This window comes from Microcoleus sp. S36a_B3 (assembly GCF_036700745.1).
Lineage (GTDB): Bacteria > Cyanobacteriota > Cyanobacteriia > Cyanobacteriales > Microcoleaceae > Microcoleus.
Window position 1 is genome coordinate 53,484 of record NZ_JAUBPN010000012.1, and the last position, 21,216, is coordinate 74,699.

Sequence of the window (21,216 nt, forward strand, 5' to 3'; positions counted from 1 at the left end):
TCCTGATTCCCCCCATCTCCCCTTAACAATCAACTCCGCAAACGACCAGAACGCAAAATGCTAATAATCAACCAAAAACCCAAAAAACTCGCCGCCCCAAACAAACCGTTGCTCAGAAAAGATAATTGAGCAGTTTGCGCGTTAGAAGAAATAATTGCCGCCCCCACAATCAGCGAACCTACGACAATACTAAAAGAAAGTCTGTTCGCAGAATCACCCAAAGTTCGGCGCAACGGATCGAGTTCTTTTATGCTCAAGTTCCACTTCAAAGTTTCCGAAGTCACCCGCTCTAAAAGCACTTCCACCTGTCGCGGAGATTGCAAAGACAAGCTTTTCAGATCCAGGGCAGTTCTCAGCAAAGCTTGCACCGGGTCATCTCCCAACAACTGACGCCGAAACATATCGGTCATCAGCGGTTTTACCTGCTCTACAATATTGAATCTTGGATTGAAAGAACGTGCCAACCCTTCCAAATTAGCTAGAGTTTTTGCGTATAAACCGAGATTACTTGGCAGCCTAATTTTATTGTTTCTGGTAATTTCCAGCACTTCATAAAATATTTCCGATAAGTTCATTTGCGACAAGCTAACATTATAATACTTTCGCAGCATTCGAGCCAAATCGTTTTCGAGAATAGCTAAACTTTTAGGCTGAGCAAATTCTGCCATTTCTAATGTTAATTGAGCGCATCGCTGAGCGTCTAAATCGACAATTGCCAGCAACATTTCTGTCAAATTCTGCTGGGTGCGCGGATCTAATCGGCCGACCATGCCGCAGTCTAGCAGGGCAATCCGACCGTCTTTGAGATAAAATAAATTGCCGGGATGCGGGTCTGCGTGAAAGAATCCGTCGATGTATAACTGCTGGAAGAAAACGCGGCAAAGTAGCGTTGTAATTTCTTCGCGTTCGGCATTTATATCTCCTTTGTGTCCAACTCCTTGCAAATCGCCTAATAAAATCGGTACTCCGTTCAGCCATTCCATTACTAAGAGTTTTTTGGTGGTCAACTCCCAGTTGATTTCTGGTAGAACAACTTGTTTTGGGTCGAACCATTTACTTTTAGATAAATTGCGGCGCAGTTCGTCGGTGTAGCTGGCTTCTTGAATGAAGTCTAGTTCTGCACGCAGGGCGATCGCAAATTCTTCGGCTAGGGCGACAATATCGTATTGTTGACCGAATTCTGTGAGCATGACAAGTTCGGCCAAACCTCGGAGTACGGCGATGTCTTGTTCGATGACAATATCTATACCGGGGCGCTGAACTTTCAGGGCGACTTCGCGGCCGTCTTTTAAGGTAGCTTTGTGGGTTTGGGCGATCGAACCTGCGGCGATGGCTTGAGTGTTAAATTTGGCGAAGGTATCTTCGAGAGATTGTTTGAGTTCTTTGCGGACGATAAATTCTACTTCCGACCACGGTACGGGCGGTACTTCCGCTTGTAGGGTGGAGAGGGTTTCGATGTAGGCGGCCGGCAAAAGGTCGGGACGGGTACTCAGCAATTGTCCCAATTTGACAAAAACTGGGCCTAATTCTACCAGGATGTTGCGGAGAACAGCGGGAGTTGGGAGACTGGGTGCGTCGGTTTTGCGGCCGGTTAGGAGGCTTTTCATGTAGTCCCAACCGTTGCGGAAGACGACCTCTAGGATTTCTCCTTTGCGAGAAGTGTTTTGAACTAGGCTGAACAAGGGGCCTCCTGGTCGATCGACTTTGGTAGCAATATAACTACTAGGATAGCGCTGTTAACCAAGCTGACCATTGTCTTGAGGAATAAATTGGGCGAAAGGGTGGGAATGGGCGCAATTTCTGAAGAGGGATAGCTGCGCTGCGCCTACTTTGGGGTGTGGGGGAGGGCGATCGGTTTTTGGCCGTAGCATTAATCCTCATGTTAATATACAGTTAAAGCAGACATGATATTTTTATGATTAAATTTATTGAGTTTAAAAGTTGTGTCAAAAACTTGAATAAGTAAGTTATTACCAGCCAAATTTTTAATGTGTTTCAAACCCTATAAAAAACATGATTGCCATCCAATCTCCTGCAACCTCGATCGAATTATCCATCAACTTAACTGACGAGCAATTTTTTCAGCTTTGTCAGAACAACCGCGATTATCAATTTGAACGTACAGCATCAGGGGAATTAATTATTATGTCACCAACAGGCAGTGAAACTAGCATACGTAATGCCGATTTAACATCTCAACTTCGAGTCTGGAACCGTGAAACTAAACTGGGAGTTGTATTCGACTCTTCTGGAGGCTTTAAACTTCCCAATGGGGCCGATCGCTCTCCTGATGCCTCTTGGGTCAAAAAAGAACGCTGGGATGCTTTAACACCGGAACAAAAAGACAGTTTTGCTCCTTTGTGTCCAGATTTTGTGGTCGAGTTGCGCTCGAAGACTGATTCGTTGAAAAAGCTGCAAGAGAAAATGCAAGAATATATAGATAACGGTGCGAGATTGGGTTGGTTAATTGACAGGCAAAATCGGCGGGTAGAAATTTATCGCCCCGGTCAAAGTGTGGAAATTCTCCAAAATCCTGCTACTGTGTCGGGGGAAGATGTACTGCCTGGTTTTGTGTTGGATTTAGCAGAAATTATGTAAATAGTTGACAGATGCGAGTTGCGTCACTAAAATTTCCTAGGTTCGTAGTAAAGACTTTAGTCTTTCTGGCTTTATTGAGTAAGAAAAAACTGAAGTCCTGACTACGAACCTGTTTTTTTATTGCGGTGCCGCCCTTTACAACAAATCTTTCAATTTGTCATCTTCTCCCAACACTTTGATGACCTGTTTAATCTCCTGCGTCCTGTCCTTTTTCACAATTAACGTCACATTCCCATCCCTGACAACTACCACATCTTCTAAACCAATGGTGACAATCACTTCATTGTCATCCGCTGCATAAAATATGCTTTCCTTGGTATCAATTCCGACGTGTTTTGCTAACTCGACATTCGGCTTGTCGCCTTGCAGCAAACGCCCGATCGCATTCCAATCTCCCAAATCGTCCCAGCTAAAGCTCACAGGCAAAACACAGGCTTTTTGCGTCTTCTCCATCAGCGCGTAATCAATGCTAATTTTCGGCAATTCGGAGTAAGCAGCAGCACCTTTTGCTTCCAAAGCTGCCATCATTTCCGGTACATGATTTCGCAATTCTGTCAAGACTGTGCCGACTCGAAACACAAAAATTCCGCCGTTCCAACTAAACTTGCCGCTGGCTACAAATTCTTCAGCAGTTGCGCGATCGGGCTTTTCGGTAAATCTCGCCACCCGGTACGCCGGAAAACCGCCAAAACTGCCAATTTCCTCGCCTTGTTCGATGTAGCCGTAACCAGTAGAAGCATAACTCGGTTTGACACCCAAAGTGGCGATCGCATCCTGATTTCTCGCCAAATCCGCCGCCGCCTCCAAAGTCTTGACAAACTCCTGCGGTTCCCCAATCCAGTGATCCGCCGGGAAAAAACCAACAACCGCATCCTCACCGTAACGCTTCGCAGTTTCTATAGCAGTCCAAGCCACCGCCGGCGCAGTATCCCGGCCCTGGGGTTCCGCCAGCAAATTCTCTTGAGGTAAAAGCGGCAACTGTTCCCGCACCCCGTCGGCCAACATTTCCGACGTTACCACCCACAAATCCTCCCAAGCGTTACCTAATTCCAAAAGTCTTTCTGCAGTAGTCTGCAGCAAACTCTTACCGCTACCGTCGAGACTCAAAAACTGCTTGGGCCGCTGCTTGCGACTCAACGGCCAGAAACGTTCGCCTTTACCGCCGGCTAGAATCACAGGAATTAAGGTTCTACTCATTATTGAAAGTTTAAACAGTTCACATCTATTTTGCCTCGATATCCAAAGGCTGTTTGTAAAGAATTACTGAGAAAGATTGACTGTTGAGTGTTGAGTGTTGACTGTCTCGCTATCAACCTTGTGATTGCCCACATTTTTCAACCCGCATTGCCTCTCTTGTGCTTAACCGCGCGATCGATTTTGCCGCTCTCAAAACCAAGCAAATCAGCGCCCTCAAAAATTGTTACAGTCAAAAAAGCCATATCCAGAGCGCACAATCAATTGAATTCGAGTGTTTCTTTTCTCCCTAACACCCTAAGCTGTCCTGCATCTAGATTGTGTGTGGCAATTCACCCCGATAGCTGCGCGATGTTATACCAACTTGATAAAGTGTCACTACAAATACGAGTTTTGCTTTAAGCTGTTCGGGATTTAAAAGAGGATAGTAAGATGCGGAGCGTACATAAATATTTCCCAAATAACGTAGCATAAAATTTGAAAAATGGTATAATTGAGCGCCGAGACTAAAAACGGATGCCGATCGCGACCACCGCCGTGGAAAGATCAAAATTTTAAAGCCTAGTTCAACCTCTATTCCTCTGTGGAGTAAATCGAAAACGGAAAATCGACCGAGGGCGATCGCAGATACTTTCTTAAGTTGCACGCGGAAACCATAAAAAACTTTAAAATAAAAAAATACTGCCGTCAAATTCACCTTCTCGGTCAGCGCCTGGGAATGCCAATTACCAACACCATCTCAACTTTGATTCAAGCCGAAACACTAGAACTATTAGAATGGCCGCGCCTGTGTCAGCACTTGGCTACCTTCGCGGCTACCAAACTCGGCGTCGCCGCCGCCCTCGACCTCCAAATCCCCGAAACTCAAGCTCAGACAGCCGAACTCAAGGCGCAAACTGAAGAAGCTTATCAGTTAGAAAGCCGTCCTGGCGGTGCTTTGAGTTTTGAAGGAATCCAAGACATCGGCAGTGTCCTGCAGCGAGCCGAACTGCAAGGTTTACTCGGCGGCGAAGAATTGCTGGCAATTGCTACCACCCTCGCGGGGGCGAGGCAATTGCGCCGGATCGTTGACTCTGCAACGGATGTGCCGATACTCAAAGAATTGGCTTCCCAATTGCGGACTTATCCCGAAATCGAGCAAGAAATTCATCGGTGTATAGACGATCGCGCTCAAGTAGCAGACAGAGCCACTCCTAAATTAGCAGGAATTAGAGTTCAAATGCGACAGTTGCGCGATCGCATTTATCAAATACTCCAAGGCATTTTGCAGCGACAATCCAACGCCGTCCAAGAACAAGTAATTACCCAAAGAAGCTCGCGCTTTGTCATTCCCGTCAAAGCTCCCCAAAAAGATGCCATACCAGGCATCGTTCACGACTCCTCAGCCAGTGGCGCAACACTGTATGTAGAACCCCACAACACAGTCAATCTCAACAACCAAATGCGGCAGTTGCTCCGGCAAGAACAAGCCGAAGAAGAAGCAGTTCTCCGCGCCCTCACCGAGCAAGTCGCAGCAGTAAAACCAGATTTAGACAGATTGTTGGTGGTAGTGACAACTTTAGATTTAGCAGCAGCTAAAGCGCGTTACGGTTTTTGGTTGCAAGCAAACCCGCCGAAATTTATCGAATTGGCAGAGCCAGAATTACCACCCAAAAATCCCGAAAAAGTAGATGAGGAACAAGAGGAACAGCAAGTAGAGGAGGAAAACTTAGCAAAAACTCAATCGTTAATTCCCAATTTGCGATCGCCAATCACCCTCCGCCAGTTGCGCCATCCTTTATTAGTTTGGCAGCAGCAATACGAGCAAGGCTTTGCAGTTGTACCCGTCGATTTAACTATCAACCCGCACATCCGCGTCGTCGCCATCACCGGCCCCAACACCGGCGGCAAAACAGTCACCCTCAAAACCTTGGGATTAGCAGCTTTAATGGCAAAAGCCGGAATGTTTGTCGCCGCCCGCGAACCCGTAGAATTGCCTTGGTTCGACAACATTCTTGCCGATATAGGTGACGAACAATCCTTGCAGCAAAGTTTGTCTACTTTCTCCGGCCACATCCGCCGCATCAGCCGCATTTTAGAAGTTTTGACTAATAAATCGCAGGGGGAAAGTGCAGGAGAAGAAGAAGGAGAAGAAAATTCCCAATTCCCAATGCCCGATGCCCAATTCCCGATGCCCACCCTTCGACTTCGCTCAGGGCAAGATGCCCAATTCCCAATTCCCAATTCCCAATTCCCAATTCCCAATTCCCAATTCCCAATTCCCAAATCTTTAGTTTTGCTAGACGAAGTAGGAGCGGGGACAGACCCCTCAGAAGGCAGTGCATTGGCGATCGCCCTATTGCAATATCTCGCCCAACATTCCCTATTAACAGTTGCAACCACCCACTTTGGCGAACTCAAAGCCCTCAAATATCAAGACTCCCGCTTTGAAAATGCCTCAGTAGAATTTGACGACAATTCCATGCAGCCAACCTATCGCTTGCTGTGGGGAATTCCCGGACGTTCAAACGCCCTCACCATTGCCAAAAGACTCGGTTTGCTAGCATCCATAGTCGATGAAGCTCAAACCTATGTAGGCGGAGCTTCTGCCGACGTCAATCAAGTGATTGCGGGACTCGAAGCACAGCGCCGCAAACAGGAAACCAAGGCCAGAGAAGCAACTCAACTGCTGCACCAAACCGAAAAACTGCACAAAGAAGTTTCTCAAAAAGCAGCGGCTTTGCAAGAGCGGGAGCGAGACTTAAAAATTGCTCAGGAAGTGGCGGTAAACGAGGCAATAGGCACGGCAAAATCAGAAATTGCTCAAATCATCCGGCGCTTGCAGTCGGGCGACAAAACGGCTCAAAATGCCCAATTGGCGACAGATACCTTAAATCAAATTTCCCAAAAACATCTGCCATCAAGGCAACAACCGGCGAAACCAAAACCGGGTTTTATGCCAAAAGCGGGCGATCGCATCCGCATACCCAGCCTCGGCCAAACCGCCGAAGTCCTCAGCGGCCCCGATGCTAACGAAGAATTGAGCGTGCGGTTTGGGATCATGAAAATGACCGTCAAACTGGCAGAAATTGAATCCCTCGACGGTCAAAAACCTGAAACCAAAGCTCAACTAGCCAAGGTAGCAGCCCAAGCCCAAGCAATCGCTACGGCTAAAGCTAAGCAAGCAGCGGCGGAACCTGCAAAACCCAATCCCGAAATTGCCATTCGCACTGCTAATAATTCGATCGACCTCCGGGGTGCGAGAGTCTCAGACGCGGAAATCGAAATCGACAGAGCACTTTCCAAAGCAGTGGAATACGGCGTGCTGTGGATAATTCACGGCAAAGGTACGGGACAGTTACGGCGCGGGGTGCACGAATTCCTCGCTACTCACCCGCAGGTTTCCCGCTTCGAGCTCGCCAGTCAAAAAGAAGGAGGTGGAGGCGTGACGATCGCTTATTTACATTGATTTCGGTCACTTTGCGGCCTAGGATGGTTGGGGGTGAAAATTTATGGGTTTTTGGGGTTGCGCTCGATCGAACTTGCAACCGCAACCTTCGACTAGCAAAATTCGTCAAACAATAGAATTGCCGGAATCAAAACAACGAGTTATGGAGAAAAACTAACAGATTATGCTGTTGTCCGGCGGCCGCAAACCCGTCAACACCGCATACCTGTTAGGATATTCAGCCTCAACCAGTCTTATTTCCCGTGCCCAAGCCATGCGCTCCACCGTAAAGCCCTCCGCTCCCACAAACCAAACAGGTTCATCTCCCAACTGGGAAGAATTGACCCAAAAAGCACCAGAACCCACCCAGTTGGACAACATTAAAGCCCAACTGGATTTAGTGCTGTTAGCCCTAGAAGCACTCGCACAAATTGGTTCAGACGCGATGCTCAAAGTAGCAGCCGAACTGAATTTAGAGCCAATGGTAGCCGATCGCGTGGCATTGTGGCGGCTGCGCCAATCTAACCCGCTGCGGAAAGGCCAGGGAGGGCGCAAAAAACTAGATGTGGAAGAAGCTCGATCGCTCGTTTTGATCGGCTGTCATTTAGCAAAACAGCACCAAGCTTTAATCCGCCGCGCCGTCGCTTTGCTAGAACAAATGGCAGAGCAAAACCGCGAACCTCATACAGTCGCTTTGCTAGGAGATTATATTGACAGGTTCAGCAACACCTATGCCGATCGCATGGAAGATGCAGAAAACCTATCGGCACAAGAACTAACTAACCTAGCCCTCAAACTCCTGATAGATTTGCTATTTTACAGCAGTCCCGGCGGTCACAGACGGCTCTGGCTAGCTTTGTTAGACCGCGCTAAGAATTAAACAACAGTCAACAGCCAACAGTCAACAGTCAACAGTCAGCAGTCAACAGCCAACTGTCAACAGTCAACAGTCAACAGCCAACAGCCTTTCAGCTATGATTCGCAAACGGTACACGCCCCCTACTTGCACGCTGGAAATAACAGCCAAAAGTTCGCCTCTATCTCGCTGGGCCGGCAAACCCGTATTTAAATCTTTAAATTTCGAGTTGCGGCTCGACGACCCCAGACTACCAGATACCGAACACGTTACTCTCAGGGGCGATCGCGCTCAACTCGAAACCCTCCACGAAGCAGTCAGCAACTACGTCCAAAACTTGCTGGGCGAATCCCGCGATTGGGAAAGCAACCTCAACTCCCAAAAAAGCCTAACCGCAAGCGATCCAGACTCGCCAGAAGTCGCGCGCCATGTCGTTACATTCGATCGACCAACCAACACATCCGAACCCGGAACCATCGCCCCAAACACTTCCTACCTGCCAGTTGGGCCCCGCCTAGAACCTCGCGGCTTGCTCGCCCACAACTTATTTTTAGGCACTTTAACCCCCGCAGAATCCGGGCCTGCAGTACACCTAAGCACCCTGCAACTGTTTGACTTAGCCACAGCATTAGATGACTGCGCCGCCGAAGCCATCGCCCTCCCCAACCTCAACCGCCAGCGCGGACGATCGCCCTCAGCAGCCGGACTCAAAGTAGCAGCCCTGCTGGTCGCTAGCGCCGGCCTGACGACAGGAATTATCAAAATGCTCGATCGACCCCCCACCGCCTCACAAACCGCCTCAGCCCCCGCCAATCCCCAATCGATCGCCAATTCACGACAGCCCCAGCTAGCTGCCGGCGCATCCCCCAGCCCAATTCCTGCCCCAACCACATCCCCCACCGCATCCCCAACACCAGGCTTACCCCCCCTACCGCCCCCGCCCATCAACACCGCCGTCACCCCCAGCCCCAGCTTGCCCCCCATCGCCCCCGCCCCAGCACCAACCACCAACAAACCCAGCCCCATCCAGCAGCCAGCCCTGCTATTTCCCCCCAACAGCAGCGCACCAGCCACCTCACAGACCGCCCCAGCCCTCCCCCAAGGGCAAATCATCACAATTCCCGCCCCCTCAGAACAGCCAAATTCCGTCGCCAAAATACCCGCAACAGTACCCTACCAACTCCCTCCCATACCCCCCAGACTAGCTCCCGCCGTACCGCCCCCCCTTCCCCCCTCCCTGTCCGCTTCCAGAATTCCCGTGCCCCCCCTGCAACCATTCCCCCCCCTCCCCAAGCCAATTCTCCCCCCCGCCAGTACCGAACTCCCACCCCTTGAGGACACCCAACCCCAAGCCGAGTCCGCAGACAACAATCAAGCAGCAGCGAGCAAAAAAAATCGCACTTTATTTGATACAATTCCTCAAGTTTCAGAAGCTAGAACTTACTTTGAAGAACGCTGGAAGCCGACCGAAGGAATGGAACAAACTTTGGAATACAGCCTGCAGATCGACGAAAACGGGTCAATTAAAACTATTGTGCCGATGGGAAAAGCAGCATCCGATAATATCGAACAAGTTAATATGCCCTTAGTCGGCGAGCCCTTTGTTTCTCCCGTTTCCAACGGAAAAATCCCGAAAATCCGAGTAGTTTTGAGACCTAACGGTCGAGTACAAACATTTTTAGAAGAGACTGATTAAACCCTCTAACCAACATTTTATAGCTTGAAAAATAAGGTTGATTGCCAATGTTAAGCGGATACAAAAAAGATAGATTTTTAGGTGTGACGGCCAGCACCAGCCTGTTGACAGTAGCTTTAGTTTGTGCTGCAAACATTTCTTTGCCAGTGCGGGCAGAATCACCTGTAAAAAATATCTTAGTTCAAAATACAGGAGCCAATGAATATTTTCAGCAAGGCTTAAGTTTGGCTGCCAAACAAGATACAGAAGGTGCAGAAGCAGCCTTTCGCAGAGCAATTCAAATCGACCCTAATTTAGCCGAAGCTTACGCTAACTTAGGTAGCCTTCTAGCCAATCAAAACAAACTAGAAGAAGCAGTTCCCAATTTTCAAACCGCAATTCGTCTCAAACCGAATGTCCCAGAATTTCATTATATGTTTGGGCAAGTTCTCTACGCACAAGATAAAGTATCAGATGCAGTAGAATCATTTAAAAAAGCCAGAGATTTATTGAAAAAGCAAGGCAAAACTCAAGAAGCAAATTCACTCGAACGAGTTATCAAAAACATAACAAAGTAACTCATCTGCGGTGGGTGCCGCACAGCAAGCCCCAATTTACCATTTTTATTTTCGCACCTAACTGATTATTCCGGGCGATCGCAGTTGTGTATGCTTTCTCAAAAATATTTTGTTTGATTGACAGCAAACAGATGAGAGCAACCTCTAACTGGAAGGAAGAAAATGCCCCTAACGAACAGTCTTCTTTTAATTTCTCCTTAAAAAGGAGAGGCTTTAAACCAATTATTTCTGGTAAAATACCAAGATAGCGGTTTTGAGTTGACTGAAGTACAGAGTCGGGTAGAAAAACAGCATTACCGCGTCCTCTATTTCATCAGATTTAAAACTGCTATATTAATTTTTTCGTTCTCAAAACACAACTGTCTCTACTTTATGAATACCACATCGCCTTACGGTTCTTGGAAATCTCCCATCACCTCAGATTTAATTGTTTCGGGAACTGTCGGACTCGGACAAATTGCTATGGACGAATCGGATATTTACTGGGTAGAAGGACGACCGTCGGAAGCCGGTAGAAGTGTCATTGTGCGGCGCACTCCAGACGGTAAAATAACTGATGTAACGCCCCAGCCTTTCAACGTTCGCACTCGCGTTCACGAATACGGCGGCGGTTCGTTTGCAGTAGCCGGCGGTGTGGTGTATTTCTCTCATTTTGCCGACCAACGTATTTATTGTCAAGCATTAGATTCTCAACCAGAACCTCTCACACCTGCTGCTAAGAATTGCTACGCAGATATGATTGTTGACCTGCAAAGAAATCGCTTGATTTGCGTGCGCGAAGACGGTGCCGGTGAGGGGGAATCTGTCAATACTATTGTTAGCATTAATTTAGATAACGGCGAAGATATTCAAATCTTAACTCAAGGTAACGATTTTTATGCTTCTCCTCGTTTGAGTCCCGATGGTTCTCGACTTTCCTGGATTTCTTGGAACCATCCAAATATGCCGTGGGATGGGACAGAATTGTGGGTAGCAGAAATTAAGAGTGGCGGTTCTTTAGGCGAAAAATATTTAGTAGCTGGTGGCGCTGACGAGTCGATTTTTCAACCGGAATGGTCGCCCGATGGAGTTTTGTATTTTGTTTCTGACAAGTCGAACTGGTGGAATTTTTACAGAACTGTTAATCTCAGCTTGCAAGAAAAACCAGAAGTCGAACCTCTGTGTGAAATGGCGGCTGAATTCGGTCTTCCTCAGTGGGTTTTTGGAATGTCTACCTATGCGGTGGTTTCCGAAAGCAAAATTATTTGTACCTACACTCAGCAAGGTAAGTGGCATTTAGCCAGTCTCGATTTGGCGACAAAGCAGCTAACAACAATTGAGCTGCCTTATACTGATATTTCGTCGGTGAAAGCGCGGGGAGAAACTGTGGTTTTTCTGGCGGGTTCGCCTACTGAATCTACTGCTATTGTTAAATTAAATTTAGCAAGTGGCGAACGGAAAATTTTACGAAAATCGAGCGATTTAAGTATCGATTCTGGTTATCTTTCTGTACCGGAAATGCTAGAGTTTCCCACGGAAAACGGTATGACTGCTTTCGGCTTTTTCTATCCCCCGAAAAATCAAGATTTTGCTGCACCTGCGGGTGAAAAACCGCCACTGGTTGTCAAAAGTCACGGCGGCCCAACTGCTGCTACTTCTAGCGGCATGAATTTGAGAATTCAATATTGGACGAGTCGCGGTTTTGCTGTGCTTGATGTTAATTACGGCGGTAGCACTGGTTACGGTAGAGAATACAGAAGAAGATTGCAAAATAGTTGGGGAATTGTTGATGTTGATGATTGCGCTAATGGTGCTAAATATTTAGCTGCAAAAAATTTGGCTGATGGCGAGAGAATGGCGATCGCCGGTGGCAGTGCAGGGGGGTACACGACTTTGTGCGCTCTGACCTTCCGGGATGTGTTTAAGGCCGGTGCTAGCTATTATGGGGTTAGCGATTTGGAGGCTTTGGCTACTGATACTCACAAGTTTGAGGCGCGCTATCTCGATGGATTAATTGGGCCTTATCCAGAACGCAAAGATTTGTATGTAGAACGTTCTCCGATTCATTCTGCTGAACGTTTATCTTGTCCGGTAATCTTTTTTCAAGGATTGGAAGATAAGGTTGTTCCGCCGAATCAAGCGGAAATGATGGTAGAGATATTGAAAGCTAAAGGTTTGCCGGTTGCTTACGTTACCTATGAGGGGGAACAGCACGGTTTTCGCCGCGCTGAAAATATTAAGAGAACTCTTGATGGGGAGTTTTATTTCTATTCCCGGGTGTTTAAGTTTGAGTTGGCTGAACCGGTGGAAGAAGTGCCGATTTACAATCTTTAGAAAAAGTTAAGTTTGCAGTTGTTTTGTTGGCGCTTTAACGCAACTGCAAAGGACGGCATAATTTGCACATATTGAATGTGATTTAGTTCACAAATTCTGTTGGTTGCTGTCACAAGTTTTGGCTGTTTGGTGTCACTGATTTTAAGGAGATTTACATAGAAACTATGAAAGTGCGATCGCCCTCTGTGACTGCAGATAAAGTGCGATCGCCCTAGCGTCAAGTTGAGAGTCAATCTCTATGCAAACTCCTGTCAGCCTGATTCCATCTGCTTTGGGCGAGCTGTTCGCCGAAGTGAATTATAATGGCTACATTACTTTGGCCGATCGCTACGGTTTGATGGCCGCTATTTTTGACGAGACTTTGACGGAGGAAGAGAGACGCTCGATAGATCGCATCCTGCGCTCTGTGTGTCGGGGTAGGATAAAATTAGTTAACGAACTGTCTGCGATCGGATGCAGATAATTTTTCTTAACGGTAATCTTAAAAATCTCCATCATCAAAAAAGTCCTAATTGTCTCGTAATTGGGAATTCGATCGAGGAAACACTTTTTAATTTGTTCTGTCAGGGACGCAGAAACCGGGTTGATGGGCGAAAATACACAGGTTATAGCCTTTAATCCCGGTTTCTTTGGTATTGATGGTATTGATGCGTCCTGGACTGTTTCGATCTAGTTTGGCGCACGAATTATAGCGGTAGGGTGCTTGTGGCGCACCTTACATATACAAGTTTTGCCTGAGTTTCAACAAGTTTAACCTGCAGGTATAGCAGTCCTAAATCAGTCGCAAAATCGATCGATACCAGAATCCTTGTAGTGCGATCGTCTTGCTCGCGTATAATGCAAGCAAATCATTTAGGATTGCTATATAGCTGTAGTGAACTGCAACTTGCTCAAACTTTCTTCAGCTTGAAACTCCATCTGATAGGTGAGTGCCGGAGGAATCCCGAGCACGCAGCATGGAAAATTATTACCTAGTTCCTTAATCAGCCGGTGTTTGCCAGAATTGCACCCCAAAAACAGTAAGTTTGCAGATTCTAACTCTACCACATTTCTCAGTTCTGTAGCAACCCGCCCGATGCACAAATGAGCTTTGAATAAACCGCGCCATTCTTGGGCCAAACAGCGGGCTTGCCACAGCAACATATCTGCTACCTGGTACTGATTATTTTGACCGAAAATTGCTCGGAAATAAGGCGGCTCGATCCAAGTTGTTCGCCGAGATGCCGATTGGATTTCGGCTGGGGGTAAAACGATCGCAGGCGCTGCACAATGAAAGGCGGATATTTCCTCTAAAGCTGACCTTTTTGGCTTCGCAGCCCCGGCATTTGTCGCAGCAAAATTGCCAGTATCTTCGCCGTAACTGTTGGGCGCTTCGTCGAGCACGTAGACGACTTGCACCGTGACTTCTTTAGTTGTTACTAAACGAGTTTGATGCGCCATCCAAAGGGTAATATCCAGTGCAGTTTGACTTTTGGGAGAATTGTTGTAACCGACAATAAAATTGATAGCTTTTGCCGAATTTGTAGATTTTGATTTTTGAGAAACAGGCACTTTTGGCTCCGGCAGCAACACCATGTCTTCCGCTAAGTTTTGGTATCCCAATGCACTTTCAAAACGGGCTAAGATTGTTTTGAGATTCACAGGCTTGACCTCTGTTAAGTGAATTGTTTTGTCTGTTCGTTGGCTGTTATTCGTCTTGAGTAAAGTAGCGATCGAGAAAATTCAAAGCATAGTTGCGAAGTTCGTAATACTCCTGAGATTCCCGCAACTCTTGGCGATCGCGCGGATGCGAAAAAGGCACTGCCAAAATCTCCCCTATCGTCGCCGCCGGGCCGTTTGTCATCAGCACAATGCGATCGGACATATAGATAGCTTCGTCCACATCGTGGGTAATCATCATTACAGCTTGTCTGTGATTTTCCCAGATATCCAGTACCTGTTTCTGCAACTTGCCGCGAGTCAGAGCATCGAGCGCTCCAAACGGTTCATCCATTAATAACATCTTCGGACGAAGTGCCAAAGCTCGCGCAATCCCAACCCGCTGTTTCATGCCCCCTGAAATTTGATCGGGATATTTATCTGCTGCTGCTGTTAAGTTTACCATTGCTAGGTGTTCGTTGACCAGGCTAATCTTCTCGGCGCGGCTGAGATTTTGCAAAACTTCATCAACTGCTAGCCGAATATTTTCCCGCACCGTCAGCCACGGTAGCAATCCGTAGTGCTGAAATACCATCATGCGCTCGGCTCCCGGTTTACGAATTTCTTTGCCTTGAAGTGTCACCATTCCCGCACTTTGTTTTTCCAAACCTGCCACTATTTTCAGCAGCGTTGATTTGCCGCACCCGGAGTGACCGATTACCGAAATAAATTCGTTTTCTCCAATACTTAAGTTGATATTTTCCAGAACGCTAAATTCCTTGCCGTCCGCACTTTTGTAGGACTTGAACAAATTGTTTATTTCCAGAAACTCTGATTGGCTGTTAACTTGGTCGTTGGTTGGGGTAGATTTAGAAGTGGATTGAGTCACGGTATTCTCCTAAAAAGTTGTAAAGGGTTAATTTTAATTTATTCTGATTCTGGTTGTGTAAGCGGTAAGGTGCTGCACGCATAACCTAATTATGTAGGGTGCGGCCTAAGCACCGGTGCTTGTGCCGCATCCTACTTGGGATTCTGCCTTAGCTTTTGCGCCCAAGACTGGAGAAATTAAGACTGAAAAAAAGATTGAGGGCGGTTGGCTCTAATTTCAAAACTATTCAAATAACCCACCGGATCGCTTGGATCGAATGCCTTTTTATCAATAAAAAGTTCCGCAGGTTCCACTTGGTAATCCTCCTTGGGACAATCGATCGCCATTTCGGCCACAATCTTGCGGTAAAGGTCGGTTCTCCAAGCTTTTTTAGCTAATTCATCAGCATTTTTGGGCACTTTTTTAATCTGTCCCCAGCGAGCGGCTTGAGTCATCAGCCACAGACTCTGAGATTGCCACATAAATGTTGAATGATTTCCCGGTATTTGAGGTAAATTCTTAGGAATGTCATAGAAAATAGTTGCATCTTCCGATTGTATGGTGCGGTCTTTTCCGTCAAACCCTCCATAGTTGTATTCCCCTACTATTGCCGGCCGCGTAAATTTGTCGATCGCCCCTTTTTTCGGTTTCGCCCCCGTAAACGATCGCTCAGTCAGCAGCGCCGCTATTTCATTGCGATTTTCCGGGTGGCTGCAATACTGACAAGCTTCCACCATTGCCTTAACCAGCGAGTAATAAGTCTTCGGATTTTCCTCAATGAACGATTGCATTACTCCCAAAAGGCGATCGGGATGTCCCAGCCAAACTTCCTTGCCTTGGGCAAAGGTAAAACCCACTCCCGAATTGCCTTGAATTGCCCGCGTATTCCAAGGTTCGGCCACCATGTAAGCCTGCATCGCCCCGATTCTCATATTCGTTACCATTTGAGGCGGCGGCACAATAATTACCCGAAATTCTTTGAACGGATCGACACCGGCTGCCGCCGATATGTAGCGGACAAAGTATTCGTAAATCGCCGAACTCAAGACAACAGCCCAGACTTTATTTTCTACAGGTTGACTATCAAAAAAACCTCGAAATTGTTTGCCAAATTCTTCTAAATTGCCGTTGTATTCGTGCCAGGGGCGCAAGCCGAAATCCCACATCGCTTTGCTCATCGTCATCGCGTTACCGTGGCGGTGAATTGTCATTGCCGCGCACATGGGTGCGTGACGCGCTCCTTCGGCACCGATGCGGGCGTTGGTGACGGCGCCGGATACCACTGGGGAAGCATCGAGTCGCCCGAAAATCAGGCCGTCGCGGGAGGTGGCCCAGCTTGCTTCGCGGTTGAGTTTGACGTTTAAACCGTATTTGCGGAAAAATCCTTTTTTCCAGGCGATCGCAAATGGTGCACAATCGTTAACCGGCACGTATCCTACGGTTAAATTTGGTTTTTCTAAGGTTCGGGAATCGACGAGCGGCTTTACCGCTTCCGCTTCTTCAGTGAGTCCTTTTGCCGATCGATCCGCGCTAATTCCACAAGCAGATAAAGCCGTACCCGCCGCCGCCGCTCCCATTCCTTGCAAAAACTCTCGGCGATTCCATTCATTGGAAAACTTGTTGCTCATATACAGTTGATAGTTGACAGTTGACAGTTGATAGTTGATAGTTGCAGGGTGCGTCGCCACCAACCATCACACACAAAAATCGACCATCGATGAGCAGCGACGCACCTTACAGTTGACAGTTGATAGTTAACTGTTCGCTGCTGACTAATGACTAATGACTAATGACTAATGACTAATGACTAATGACTAATGACTCTCGATAGATCGATGTGTCACCAATTCCTGAACTTTGCCAACCCCCCAATCGAGCAACAATCCAGTTAAGCCAATTACAAACACCGCTAAAAATACCGAACTCAGATTCAAACGGCTCCACTCATCCCACACAAAAAAGCCAATTCCCACACCGCCTGTCAGCATTTCCACCGCCACAATCACCAGCCAAGCAATCCCCAAACTAATCCGCAAACCTGTAAAAATGTATGGCAAACTCGCCGGCCAAATTATCTTGGTAATCCGCCTCCAGCGCGGCATTTCCAACACTCGCGCTACATCCATATAATCCTTGGAAACGTTAGAAACTCCCAAAGCTGTGTTGATAATTGTCGGCCACAAAGAGGTAATGAATATGACAAAAATTGCCGACGGCTCTGCTAAATTAAAAATCGATAAAGCTATGGGCAGCCAAGCTAGTGGCGACACCGGTTTGAAGATTTGAATCAGCGGATTGAGCGCCATCATTGCCGGTTTCGACATCCCGATCAGAAATCCCACAGGAATCGCCACTGCAGCACCCAGCAAAAATCCCACTAACACCCGCCGCAAACTCGCTAGCAGCAGCAAGCCAATGCCTAAATCTCCAGGCCCGCGCTGGTAAAATGGATGCAAAATGTAATCTAAATTAGCGATTAACGCCTGATAGGGAGTGGGAATCAAATCGCTCTTGAAGCTGGCAACAATCCACCACACCCCAAGAATTCCCAAAAAACCAGCCGCCGGCAACAATACGGTATCTCGGATAAAAACGGGTTTTGCCCGCTTCCATGCTGCAACTCCGGCAACTGCGATCGCAGATAAATTAAGTTGAATTGACATTTCAATCTCCTCAGAGTCAGGGGCGGTATAAGAATCTTGAACAATACCAACCGGAGACACTGATGAAGCCAAACTATCTATTGAAGACAAGTTGACTCTTCAGTCTCTTCTCAATGCCTGCGAAGTTAGCTGACGGGCTAGGACTGAGAGATGTCCTTCTCTAAAGATTTCAAAATCAAAAATTACACTCAAATTTGGCAACTTTTAACTTGGCTCTTTAATTCTGTAGAGATTCGCCCCTAAAATTGGTTCCTCCGCTCCAGCCACACGCTAGTCTTTGCAAATTGTTCGATCGCGCAGCGCTGGATTAGGCTTGACTTTTATAGCCAATTCAACCTAACTTATCACTAGCGCCCAATCTTGTCAATACGTCTTTAGGAGTAGCTACTGCACGACTTACGTAAAAAGTGGTTTGACGCGCTACTCAATAGGGGTAAGGTACCCATTGCAAACCTGCAATATAGAGGTGATGCGTAACTCGTTTAATGGCGATTTTAGATACTTTGATATTACCAACCAATTTCTCTTCACATCGCTCTTGTTCCCGGTTCCCTGTTCCCTGTTCCCTGTTCCTTCAAATCAGAAACCGAATAGTTACATAAATAGCAGCCACCACCAATTGCAACGCCATCACAGGAAGCCCGTAACGCAGAAAAGTTTGAAAAGAAATCCGCCTGCCATGCAATTCAGAAATTCCTGCTGCAACTATATTAGAAGAAGCTCCTACCAAAGTGCCATTTCCTCCTAAAGTTGCCCCGTACATCATCGCATAAAACAGCGGTAATACCTCCAGAGGAAACTGCCCTGCAAAATCGGGATCTAGGACTTCCACAGGGGCTAACCCGATGTTAACAACATACTGTTTGAGCAAAGGGACCATCGCCACCACTAGCGGAATGTTCGGCACCACGCTGGACATTAAACCCACAAAAAATAACAAACTTAGCGAACCCAAAAAAATATTTTTACCCAAAATCACTGCTAGAATTCCCGATATACTGGCAATCACTCCAGTTTTTTCTAAACCCCCAATCAGTACAAAAGTAGACATGAAAAATAGCAGCGTACTCCAATCTAAATCCCGCAAAATATTGTTGACAGAATCTATCTTGGAGTGGTGAGCTAAAAGCATTGCCAAACCAGCCCCCAACAAAGCAACGGCTGCTGGTGAAAGTGGCACGGGCAGAGACTCTCCCACAACAAAAAATAGCAGCACAAAAGCTATGATTAAGCCGCCCACTCCTAAAACTCGCGGGTGATTAATTTTGGGATGTGGCAAGTGTGCCAAATCCTCTAATTCTTTGTGCCAGATTTCGGGGAACAACCACGGCAGAAGAATGACTATTACTCCTACGGCAATTGCGCCGCCTAAACTTAATTTCATCAGGTAATCGGCAAAGCTCATATTAATCGCATCGCCTACAATGAATGTCGCCGGATCTCCCACGATTGTCAGCAGTCCCGAACTATTGGCTACAAATACCATTAAAATTAGTAATGGTACAAAATCGACACCCACTTCTTGCGCCATTGGCGGAATTAATGGTGCTAGCAGCATGACTGTGGTAGCATTGGGCAAAACTGCACAAATCGGGGTAGTAATCGCCACAATACCCAGCAACAAATTTTTGCCTTTTCCTTTCGCCAACAGCACCATTTGAGTTGCCAAATAATCGAATACTTTGGTCGGCTCAAAGGCTCTCACCATGACCATGACTCCAAAAAATAAACCCAGGGTTCCGTGACTGCGACCGATATATTCGATCGCATTATTTAACGTCATCACGTGGGTAAAAACCAGAATCAGCGCTCCCAAAAATGCCGCAACTGTCAGGTGTATCCATTCTGTAATTATTAAGAAAACTACACCGATAAATGTTGCCGCAGCGATCGCAGCTTGCACGTTTTCCATTTAGTCCCCTGACAAAACTAAAGCTTAAAAATTAAAACCTCTGGTTGTCAGCGAACATACTACTTTTAAGCTCTTCTGTCAAGACGTTTAAGTGTCACTTTTGGCATAAAAAAGCTGGGATCTAGTCATGGAGAGAGCAGCACGGGGGAAAAATCACCTCAAAACTACTTCTTTTAGCAGGGTTGCGATCGCCCGAAGTTTGATATGGCGATCGGGCGATCGCTCAACTACAATGAAGCATGGGCAATATCTGCCAAACTCAACCCCCACGCAGACATCATGGACTACAGCCAAATGCTCGCCGATAAAACCGATACGATCCTTAAAAACTGGATTGAAGCAGTACGTCAGGATCGGAACATTGAAAGTGCAGACACCTTAACGCACTCAGCGATCAAAAATCACATACCCCATTTGTTGGCGGCGATGGCCGCATTGCTTTCCCAATATCGCAACAGCGACATAAAGGTAATAATTGAAGCCAGTTTAGATCACGGACTTCTTAGAGCCGAACAAGGCTACGACTCCGCAGAAGTAGCCAGGGAATACCATTTATTGCGTCAAGTAATATTCTCAGAATTAGAAGCAGAATTGCTAGCAGGAACCACTGCCGAAGTATTCAAAGCTTTTCGCCTCATCGATGCCGTAATAGACGAAGCAATTGCCCAGTGTTTCAATAGCTACGTCGCTCAGAAGCTTCGGGAACTCCAACAAATCCAAAGTCAGTTACAACTCACAAATCAAGAACTCAATCGCCTCGTCAGCGTCAACCAAGAAAACCTTTCCTATTTAGCTCACGAACTCAAAACACCTCTCAACTCAATCATCGGTTATTCAGAGCTATTTTTGCGAAAAGGAAGGGCGCAAACAGAAATCAAAGATACCCTCCCCGGCATCGAACACATCGAGCGAGTATTGCGTAACGGCAGACAGTTGTTGCGCCTGATTAACGACGCCCTAGAACTTGCTCGCGCCGATGCCGGCAAAATTAAACTTAACCTGCGGCAAACTAATGTACAATCTCTAATTAACTCCGTAGTAGAAATGATGCAGCCAATTGCTGATGCTAAAGGACTAAAACTTGCTGTTACCAGCGACTGCGCCCCCAAACAAGTAGTCGCCGACGGACAGCGGCTGCAACAAATTGTCACCAACCTTCTGAGTAATGCCATTCGCTATACAGAATCTGGTAGCATTGAATTAAGTTGCAGCCGCGCTGGAGAAGCAAATTGGACGATCGCCATTGCAGATACAGGTATCGGCATCGCCCCCGAAGATACCAACCGCATCTTTGACCCCTTTTTTCAAGCAGGAGAAGCCCGCAAACAGCAGTATCCCCCCGACAGCACCGGCCTGGGATTAGCCATAGTATCGCGGCTAGTCACGCTTTTGCAAGGTCAAATAGAGGTAGTATCAGAAATCGGAGTCGGCTCAACTTTTACCGTAATTCTCCCTTTAGAAGTTAAAATACTTCAAGTAGTAAGCTAAAAATTA

At 47.0% G+C, this 21,216-nt stretch carries 16 protein-coding genes and 1 riboswitch; of the genes, 8 read left to right on the forward strand and 8 right to left on the reverse strand.

The window, feature by feature from the left end:
* Positions 1-29: 29 nt before the first annotated feature.
* Positions 30-1,682 (reverse strand): ABC1 kinase family protein, encoded by a 1,653-nt coding sequence (locus tag QUA01_RS14940; RefSeq protein WP_333090402.1) that lies wholly within the window; start codon positions 1,680-1,682, stop codon positions 30-32.
* A 331-nt stretch (positions 1,683-2,013) separates the two neighbouring features.
* Here QUA01_RS14940 and QUA01_RS14945 point away from each other — a divergent pair, with 331 nt between their 5' ends.
* Positions 2,014-2,598 (forward strand): Uma2 family endonuclease, encoded by a 585-nt coding sequence (locus QUA01_RS14945; RefSeq protein WP_333090404.1) that lies wholly within the window; start codon positions 2,014-2,016, stop codon positions 2,596-2,598.
* A gap of 135 nt (positions 2,599-2,733) precedes the next feature.
* Here the strand turns inward: QUA01_RS14945 and QUA01_RS14950 are convergent, their stop codons facing one another.
* Positions 2,734-3,795, reverse strand: a complete 1,062-nt coding sequence (locus QUA01_RS14950) for a mannose-1-phosphate guanylyltransferase (protein WP_333090406.1) — start codon at positions 3,793-3,795, stop codon at positions 2,734-2,736.
* A 310-nt stretch (positions 3,796-4,105) separates the two neighbouring features.
* Positions 4,106-4,483 carry a hypothetical protein gene (locus tag QUA01_RS14955; protein WP_333090408.1) on the reverse strand — a complete coding sequence of 126 codons (378 nt, stop codon included), beginning with the start codon at positions 4,481-4,483 and terminating at the stop codon, positions 4,106-4,108.
* Between the two features lie 54 nt (positions 4,484-4,537).
* On the opposite strand from QUA01_RS14955, the gene QUA01_RS14960 reads away from it, so the two are divergent.
* The 6 genes from QUA01_RS14960 (at position 4,538) to QUA01_RS14985 (ending at position 13,104) form a co-directional block, all read left to right on the forward strand.
* Positions 4,538-7,240: an endonuclease MutS2 gene (locus QUA01_RS14960; RefSeq protein ID WP_333090530.1), complete on the forward strand. Its 2,703-nt coding sequence runs from the start codon at positions 4,538-4,540 to the stop codon at positions 7,238-7,240.
* Between the two features lie 253 nt (positions 7,241-7,493).
* Positions 7,494-8,099: a DUF3038 domain-containing protein gene (locus QUA01_RS14965; RefSeq protein ID WP_194070935.1), complete on the forward strand. Its 606-nt coding sequence runs from the start codon at positions 7,494-7,496 to the stop codon at positions 8,097-8,099.
* 94 nt (positions 8,100-8,193) lie between these two features.
* Positions 8,194-9,771 carry a DUF4335 domain-containing protein gene (locus tag QUA01_RS14970; RefSeq protein WP_333090410.1) on the forward strand — a complete coding sequence of 526 codons (1,578 nt, stop codon included), beginning with the start codon at positions 8,194-8,196 and terminating at the stop codon, positions 9,769-9,771.
* A gap of 47 nt (positions 9,772-9,818) precedes the next feature.
* Positions 9,819-10,328, forward strand: a complete 510-nt coding sequence (locus QUA01_RS14975) for a tetratricopeptide repeat protein (protein WP_194013158.1) — start codon at positions 9,819-9,821, stop codon at positions 10,326-10,328.
* A 372-nt stretch (positions 10,329-10,700) separates the two neighbouring features.
* On the forward strand, positions 10,701-12,641 hold the full coding sequence (locus QUA01_RS14980; RefSeq protein WP_194070986.1) for a S9 family peptidase: 1,941 nt from the start codon (positions 10,701-10,703) through the stop codon (positions 12,639-12,641).
* Positions 12,642-12,879: 238 nt separating this feature from the next.
* Entirely contained in the window at positions 12,880-13,104 is a 225-nt protein-coding gene (locus QUA01_RS14985) for a hypothetical protein (protein ID WP_194070985.1), read from the forward strand.
* 398 nt (positions 13,105-13,502) lie between these two features.
* On the opposite strand, the gene QUA01_RS14990 is transcribed toward QUA01_RS14985, so the two are convergent.
* From QUA01_RS14990 to QUA01_RS15010, 5 genes are all read right to left on the reverse strand, one after another.
* Positions 13,503-14,282, reverse strand: coding sequence for a universal stress protein (locus QUA01_RS14990; protein WP_333090414.1), 780 nt, complete (start codon positions 14,280-14,282; stop codon positions 13,503-13,505).
* Positions 14,283-14,328: 46 nt separating this feature from the next.
* On the reverse strand, positions 14,329-15,168 hold the full coding sequence (locus tag QUA01_RS14995) for an ABC transporter ATP-binding protein (protein WP_333090415.1): 840 nt from the start codon (positions 15,166-15,168) through the stop codon (positions 14,329-14,331).
* Positions 15,169-15,344: 176 nt separating this feature from the next.
* Complete coding sequence (locus QUA01_RS15000) at positions 15,345-16,775, reverse strand: ABC transporter substrate-binding protein (RefSeq protein WP_194070983.1); 1,431 nt, start codon at positions 16,773-16,775, stop codon at positions 15,345-15,347.
* Positions 16,776-16,961: 186 nt separating this feature from the next.
* Positions 16,962-17,810: a nitrate ABC transporter permease gene (ntrB, locus tag QUA01_RS15005; RefSeq protein WP_194070982.1), complete on the reverse strand. Its 849-nt coding sequence runs from the start codon at positions 17,808-17,810 to the stop codon at positions 16,962-16,964.
* A gap of 99 nt (positions 17,811-17,909) precedes the next feature.
* A riboswitch (cyclic di-AMP (ydaO/yuaA leader) is annotated at positions 17,910-18,102 on the reverse strand.
* Positions 18,103-18,384: 282 nt separating this feature from the next.
* Positions 18,385-19,722, reverse strand: coding sequence for an ArsB/NhaD family transporter (locus tag QUA01_RS15010; protein ID WP_194070981.1), 1,338 nt, complete (start codon positions 19,720-19,722; stop codon positions 18,385-18,387).
* A gap of 204 nt (positions 19,723-19,926) precedes the next feature.
* Here QUA01_RS15010 and QUA01_RS15015 point away from each other — a divergent pair, with 204 nt between their 5' ends.
* Complete coding sequence (locus QUA01_RS15015) at positions 19,927-21,210, forward strand: sensor histidine kinase (RefSeq protein ID WP_333090416.1); 1,284 nt, start codon at positions 19,927-19,929, stop codon at positions 21,208-21,210.
* Positions 21,211-21,216 lie beyond the last annotated feature (6 nt).